This window comes from Planktothrix mougeotii LEGE 06226 (assembly GCF_015207485.1).
Taxonomy (GTDB): Bacteria; Cyanobacteriota; Cyanobacteriia; order Cyanobacteriales; family Microcoleaceae; genus Planktothrix.
This window is the reverse complement of the sequence record NZ_JADEWU010000072.1, coordinates 23,321-30,268: the sequence shown is the minus strand read 5'-3', so window position 1 is coordinate 30,268 and position 6,948 is coordinate 23,321. Positions and strand designations below refer to the sequence as shown.

General features: G+C 41.2%; 6 protein-coding genes and 1 tRNA gene. 5 read left to right on the top strand and 2 right to left on the bottom strand.

Annotated features, from left to right (window positions below):
* Positions 1-130: 130 nt before the first annotated feature.
* The 3 genes from IQ236_RS22125 to IQ236_RS22115 all read left to right on the top strand — a co-directional run bounded on the left by IQ236_RS22125 (position 131) and on the right by IQ236_RS22115 (position 4,177).
* Positions 131-943, top strand: a complete 813-nt coding sequence (locus tag IQ236_RS22125) for a peptidoglycan-binding domain-containing protein (RefSeq protein ID WP_193871283.1) — start codon at positions 131-133, stop codon at positions 941-943.
* Between the two features lie 341 nt (positions 944-1,284).
* On the top strand, positions 1,285-2,748 hold the full coding sequence (locus tag IQ236_RS22120; protein ID WP_193871282.1) for a bifunctional orotidine-5'-phosphate decarboxylase/orotate phosphoribosyltransferase: 1,464 nt from the start codon (positions 1,285-1,287) through the stop codon (positions 2,746-2,748).
* A 310-nt stretch (positions 2,749-3,058) separates the two neighbouring features.
* Positions 3,059-4,177: an NAD(P)/FAD-dependent oxidoreductase gene (locus IQ236_RS22115; RefSeq protein ID WP_193871281.1), complete on the top strand. Its 1,119-nt coding sequence runs from the start codon at positions 3,059-3,061 to the stop codon at positions 4,175-4,177.
* On the opposite strand, the gene glsA is transcribed toward IQ236_RS22115, so the two are convergent.
* On the bottom strand, positions 4,170-5,096 hold the full coding sequence (gene glsA, locus IQ236_RS22110) for a glutaminase A (RefSeq protein WP_322744304.1): 927 nt from the start codon (positions 5,094-5,096) through the stop codon (positions 4,170-4,172). The two genes, IQ236_RS22115 and glsA, sit on opposite strands and share 8 nt — an antisense overlap.
* Before the next feature lie 164 nt (positions 5,097-5,260).
* Between glsA and IQ236_RS22105 the strand changes: the two genes are divergently transcribed.
* Positions 5,261-5,334: transfer RNA gene (locus IQ236_RS22105), tRNA-Asp, on the top strand.
* 191 nt (positions 5,335-5,525) lie between these two features.
* Positions 5,526-6,677 carry a pyridoxal-phosphate-dependent aminotransferase family protein gene (locus IQ236_RS22100; RefSeq protein WP_193871280.1) on the top strand — a complete coding sequence of 384 codons (1,152 nt, stop codon included), beginning with the start codon at positions 5,526-5,528 and terminating at the stop codon, positions 6,675-6,677.
* On the opposite strand, the gene IQ236_RS22095 is transcribed toward IQ236_RS22100, so the two are convergent.
* The gene (locus IQ236_RS22095) at positions 6,666-6,941 is read right to left on the bottom strand and encodes a ribbon-helix-helix domain-containing protein (RefSeq protein WP_228041796.1); all 276 of its coding nucleotides are present in this window, start codon (positions 6,939-6,941) and stop codon (positions 6,666-6,668) included. The genes IQ236_RS22100 and IQ236_RS22095 overlap by 12 nt on opposite strands.
* Positions 6,942-6,948 lie beyond the last annotated feature (7 nt).

The following is a 6,948-nucleotide window of genomic DNA, read 5'->3' as shown; positions in this document are numbered from 1 at the left end:
CCTCATCCCCTCATCCCCTCATCCCCTTGTCCCCTTATCCTCTTTATTCTATCCGCCTCCTGATGATAAAATCCAATCAAGAAACTAGAATTTGAGTACAATCAAACTTTATAGAAATAAGGTAAGGGTCATGGGTATCAGAACTGCTATTATTGCTGGCCTGTTTTCTTTGGTTCTTCCGGCTTTTGCTCCCGTGGCGTTCGCAACGTCGAGTTCCAGTTTAGGATTAACAGAATCAGGGCAGGAGGGCAGCAATTCCGGGTTCACGTCTAGTGTTACTGATACAGAAACTGCAAGACGAGAACTTTTTTCTGAACCATTTTATCAAGTTGAACCTCAACCGTCGCGCCGACGGGAACGGGTGTTATCCCAGGGAACAGAAGGTTCTCAGGTGACAGGGTTACAACAACATTTAAAAGCTCATGGGTTTAGTCCGGGGAAAATTGACAGTGTTTTTGGCCCTCGGACAACGGCCTCTGTTCGAGCATTTCAGGCTGCTAAAGGATTAGAAGTGACGGGGGTTGTAGACCGAAATACCTGGCAGGCGTTATCGGCAGAACCTCAAATTTCGAGTCCGGTTCAAGAGGAAAGCCTTTTAGCCAGAGGTTCACGGGGAAGCGATGTCCGCATCTTACAAGAACGTTTAGAAGCCAAAGGCTATAATCCTGGCCCCATTGATGGGATTTTGGGTTCTCGCACCTTAACGGCGTTGCATGAATTCCAAATAGCCCAGGGGTTAGAAACGAGTAATTCTGTTAATGAAGCGACTTGGACAGCTTTAAATGGAGCGTCATTAGGTCAAGAAACCCCCGCTAATTTAACGGAAGAAAAGGTAATTTCCCCTGAAGAAAATTCTAATTTAATTCAGGAAGAAACAACGGATTTAGGGAATAATTCTGAGGAAGAAGTCTTCAATTTAGAAGGGTTCACCAATTCAAATTAAATTGAACAGGACTGTAGAGACGTGCTATGTCGCGTCAAGTTCGTCAACTTCAGCCGAAAACCTCTGATTATATAGCAGGGAGCAGGCAGGTTCATAGGGGTGTACGACCCACGGTTTTAGCATGAGTCTATGTCCTAACACCTAACGCACGACTGCTATAGCTAAGATTATATCCCCCTTTTTAAGCCAGGGTGTTTTCATGTTCCCAAAGGCGATGCCGCCGTCTTGTGGCATCGCCATCGCTATCTTCAAAAAAATCATCAAATTTTCTGGTCAAACATAAAATATTACAATTTTAAGTTAGGTCTTGTCTGCACCTGTCAACCTTCAACCGTTAACCCATGAACTTTTTTGATAAATTATTAATTGCCATCGAACAACAGAATAGTTTACTTTATGTAGCTTTAGAACCTGATCCTGATAGCCATCTTTTTGATAATGGTAATTGTGGAGGAATTGCAGGCGATCGCCATGATATTATTGAACAATGGCAAGAATGGTTACAGTTTGTGATTCGGGAAACAGCAGCGTTAGTTTGTGCTTATAAACTTTCATTAGGTTTTTACTTGGGGTTGGGAATTCCGGGATTAAAATTATTAGAAGAAACCCTAAAATTGATTCCTGATTATATTCCTATTATTTTAGATGCAAAACACAGTGATTTTAATTCCAGTACCGTATTTGCACGTTTTATATTTGAAGATTTACAAGTAGATGCTTGTACCCTAACTCCCTATGCGGGACTAGATCAAGTTGCGCCTTTTTTAGTTTATCCTGATAAAGCTGTTTTTATTTTATGTGCAACGGCTAATCCTTCTGCTTCTATTATCCAAGAATATCCCCAATTTGATAAACCCTTATATTTAGAATTAGTTAATGCGTCTCAAACCTGGGGAACTCCTGAACAATTAGGGTTAGAAGTGGGAATGGTTCCAGATATGTTAGCCAAAATTCGTCAAGCTGCACCAGAACGATTAATTTTATTGCAGGGAGATGTTGCGGAAGAAAATGATTTAACGGATATAGAAGATTTAACCCCTATTTTATCCGCAGGATTAAGTTTAAATGGGGAGGGATTATTATTACCTGTCCCGCCTAAATTATTAGAAAAAGAAAATGTTAAGCAGGGAGTCGAAGAATTACGAGATCAAATTAATGAAGAACGAAATCGGGTCATTGAAGGAAATCCCACCTGTGATTTATGGTTGCCTGATGTCTGTTTTTTAAGACATCAACCCCATCGAGATTTAATTTTACAACTTTATGATATTGGTTGTATTACGTTCGGGGATCATGTTCAAGCATCGGGTGAAATTTTTCCTTATTATATTGACTTGAGACGAATTATTTCCACCCCGCAGATTTTCCATCAAATTGTAGGAGCTTATGGAGAAATTTTAGAAACCCTAACCTTTGACCGAATAGCGGGTATTCCCTACGGTTCTTTACCTACCGCAACGGGGTTATCTTTACGGTTACAACGTCCGATGATTTTTCCTCGAAAAGAAGTCAAAACTTATGGGGCGGGACGGTTAATTGAAGGACATTTTCAACCGGGAGAAACTATTGTTGTGGTTGATGATATTTTAATTACTGGAAATAGTGTCATGAAAGGAGCAGAAAAGTTAAAATCAGCAGGATTAAAGGTGTATGATATTGTGGTTTTAATTGATCATGAACGAGGGGTTAAAGAACGTTTAAAAGATAATGATTATAATGCTCATGCGGTTTTAAAGTTATCCGAAATTGCAGAAACATTGTATGAATCAAATCGAATTACAGATCAACAATTTAACTTGTTTTAAAAGTGAGTTAAAATCAAGATAATTTGACAGTGTTTTTATCGAATATAATAATATAGCAATCCGTGTAGGATTTATGAAAAAGTTCTGTAGGGGTTTGGTTTCCAAACCCTCTTTTCGCCTGGTTTTGGTTTCCAAACCCCTAGGATAAAATATTACAACCTCGGCGCGGATTGCTATATAGTAAGTCTAATCAATTGTACAACAGTTTGGATTCCCCAATTATCGTAAGGGCGAGGTAACCTCGCCCCTACCTGAACATAATTATTTACACATTTGGTGATTCTCTGTTCCCTTTATTCCCTAAAAACTTATGACTTCTATTGCTATTATTGGTTGTGGTATCGTTGGGGCAACCCTGGCTTATGAACTTTCCCAAAATCCCGATTTAAAGATTACAGTCATTGATCAAAACCCTCCCGCTCAAGCTTCAACAGGAGCTTCATTAGGGGTTTTAATGGGAATTATTAGCCAAAAAACGAAAGGAAGAGCGTGGCGACTGAGACAGTATAGTATGCAACGTTATGAAACCTTAATTCCCGAATTAGAAGCCATAACAGGTCAAAAAATTCCCTTTAATCGTCAAGGAATTTTATTATTATGTTATGCCGAAGAGGAATTAGAAAAATGGCATAATCTTATCAATTTACGGCGTTCCCAAGGCTTTGAATTAGAATGGTTAAACCCAACGGAAATTCAAACTCGCTATCCTCAGATTAATACAGAACAAGTGTTCGGTGCGGTTTATTCTCCTGATGATCGACAACTCGATCCAACTCAATTAACCTTAACTTTAGTTGAAGCAGCACAACATCGAGGCGTAACCTTTCAATTCGGCGTAACGGTAGAGTCTTTAGAAGTATTAAAAACCCCAGACGAAAAACAAGTTTGTCAACGGATTAAAACCTCTGAAGGAGACTTAAATGCTGATTGGGTTGTGATGGCATCAGGGTTAGGAACAACACCCTTAATTTCTCCCCTGGAAACTGAAAATTCCGGGAAAAAACCGATTAAAATTCGTCCGGTTTTGGGACAAGCGTTGCAAGTTCGTTGTATTGAACCGTTAGGAACATTAGGATTAGAACCTGTAATTACGGGAAATGATGTTCATATTGTACCGTTAGGAAATACCGAATATTGGGTGGGAGCAACGGTTGAATTTCCTGAAAATGATCAAGAAATTTTAGTGACTCCTGAACCCTTGGATTTAGTATTAAAAGGAGCGATCGCCATTTGTCCAGCTTTAGAAAAGGCAACGATTCTTAAAACCTGGTCGGGGTTACGTCCTCGTCCTGAAGGGATTCCCGCTCCTGTTATTGGCAATTTACCCGGATTTTCTAAGATTTTATTAGCCACTGGACATTATCGAAATGGGATTTTATTAGCACCTGCAACGGCTCAGGAAATTCGACAATTGATTCAGTCTAATTAAACACACTTAACCCTAAACTTTGAGCCATTGTTTGAATCAAAAATAAACTCCCCACAGAATTTCCTTCGGGATCAAGGGGCGGACTGTAACAGGCGATCGCCCCTTGTTGCGGAATAATCGATAATACAGCCCCACTCACCCCCGATTTGGTCGGAAGTCCCACCTGTACCGCAAACTGTCCTGATGCTTGGTATAACCCACAGGTCATCATTAAGGCTTTCACGATGCGACAGCAAACTTGCCATTGGGGCTGGGAGGGCTGGGCTAATAATAGACCTAATTGAGCTAAATCTGAAATCGTGGCTGATAAACAACAAATTTGGTTATAGGTGTCGAGGGTGATATCGGGATGATCGACATAACCCGACGCTTGTAGGGTCGCAATCAGCCTTTGGTTTTTGGGGTTGGGAACCGAACGCACCGACTCCAGAATGTCTTGATCTAAAATTAGCTGACAATGGGCAAATTGATTTAACCAAGAACAGAGATAATCACAGCGAGAATCGGCATTTTGTCCGGGGAGTAATGCGGCTAGAACGATGGCCCCACTATTTAACATCGGATTACGGGGCCATCCGTCATCGGTTTGAAGTTGTTCCAGGGAATTGAAGGGTTGATCGGAAGGTTGAACACCGACCCGCTTGAACACCTCATCTTCTCCTAATTCCACCAGTCGATTAAGTAATAAAAGCGGCTTAATCACACTCATCAACGGAAACCGGAGGGTGGCGTCTCCAGTTTGGTAAGATTTCCCGGTCAGGGTGAGGATTTGTACCCCAAATTCCTGGGGGTTGACCTGAGCTAATTGGGGAATATAGGTGGGTAATTGACCCAATTGACTCCGCCGTTGTGCTTCCTTAACCCAAGTTTCCAGTCGTTTTTGAGTTAATCCGTCTAACTGTTTAACCCCTAAATTCACTCCTGAGTGCTCCTGATTGATTTTCTTTAGTCTAGCGTTTCCCCTTCCTGGGTCATGGGCGAACAGTCCATCCAGACCCCCAAAAAAAAGTTTCTAGGAGGTGTTGACAAATTCAAAAAAAGCAGTAATAATAAAAATTGTCGCAAAAAAAAGAACGACAGCAAGGGACTGTAGTTCAATTGGTTAGAGCACCGCCCTGTCACGGCGGAAGTTGCGGGTTCGAGCCCCGTCAGTCCCGTTCTTAAGTCTAAAAACAAAACGCCTGCACTATCGGAATTAGCAGTCAGAAATTCTGTCCTGACAGGGAGAGTGCAAAGACAATTATATCCCATTTAATAATCCTGCATCAGAAGAAAATTGTAATTCCCACCAATATTTTCCTGAAAGGCAAATTACAGCACAATAATAGTATTGAGTCAAAAATAATTTATGAGTTTAGTTTCACCTTCGGTTAATGATAAAAATCGCGTTATTCCTCCAGAATTGAATGTTCCTCCCCGTCTGTTGCTAGGGCCTGGGCCATCCAATGCTAACCCCCGTGTATTGCAAGCCTTGGCGATGTCTCCCGTCGGACACCTTGACCCCTATTTTCTACAACTGATGAATGAGGTACAAACCCTGTTACGCTATGCTTGGCAAACCGATAACCCCATGACTATCCCCATGAGTGGGACGGGAAGTGCGGCGATGGAAGCGACTCTGGCGAATATTGTTGAACCTGGAGACGTGGTATTAGTGGGGGTGATGGGGTATTTCGGCTATCGGTTAGTCGATATGGCGGGCCGTTATGGGGCTGATGTGCGAAAATTAGTCAAACCCTGGGGTCGGGTGTTTAGTTTGGAAGAATTGCGCCAAGGGATAGAAACCCATCGTCCCAAGGTGTTAGCGTTGGTTCATGCAGAAACTTCTACAGGTGCTTGTCAACCGTTGGAAGGGTTAGGGGAATTGTGTCGAGAATTTGATTGTTTGTTATTAGTTGATACTGTTACCAGTTTAGGCGGTGTCCCCTTATTTTTAGATAGTTGGGGTGTGGATTTATCTTATAGTTGTAGTCAGAAAGGGTTAGGGTGTCCCCCTGGTTTAGGGCCGTTTACCATGAGTCCTCGCGCCGTTGAAAAATTGAAAAATCGGTCAACCAAAGTGGCGAATTGGTATTTAGATGTATCGCTTTTGTCTCAATATTGGGGTCAGGATAGAGTCTATCATCATACCGCCCCTATTAATATGAATTATGCTTTGCGAGAAGCTTTGAGAATTTTAGCACAGGAAGGATTAGAAGCGAGTTGGAATCGTCATCTAACGAATGCTAAATTATTATGGGAGGGGTTAAACGATTTAGGATTAAAGTGTCATGTTCATGAAGATTATCGTTTACCCACATTAACAACGGTTCGTATTCCTGAAGGGGTGGATGGAAAAGCTATTTCTCGTCAATTATTGACTGAATATAATATTGAAATTGGCAATGGTTTAGGAGAATTAGCGGGTCAAGTTTGGCGAATTGGGTTAATGGGATATAATAGCCGTCCTGAAAATGTTCTGTTATTCTTATCGGCGTTAAAACAAGTTTTAAATCGTTAAATTGCAGTGCGAGCGTTCTCGCTCGCTTGCTTTTCTCAAGAATTGAGAGCGTTTTTGATCCCACCATTCATCTGTTAATTCTATCGGTTCACCACTTTCTAACCCTTCTAATAATAAAGATTCAACTCGTTCTATTTTTACTTGTTCTTGACGCAGCAAATCTAGGATATATTCATTAGCATTAGCATAACCTCCTTTAGCAACTTGGTGTTCAACAAAAGTTTGAATTGACTCAGGGAGAGAAAGATTTAGTAAGTTCATCATTGTTTAA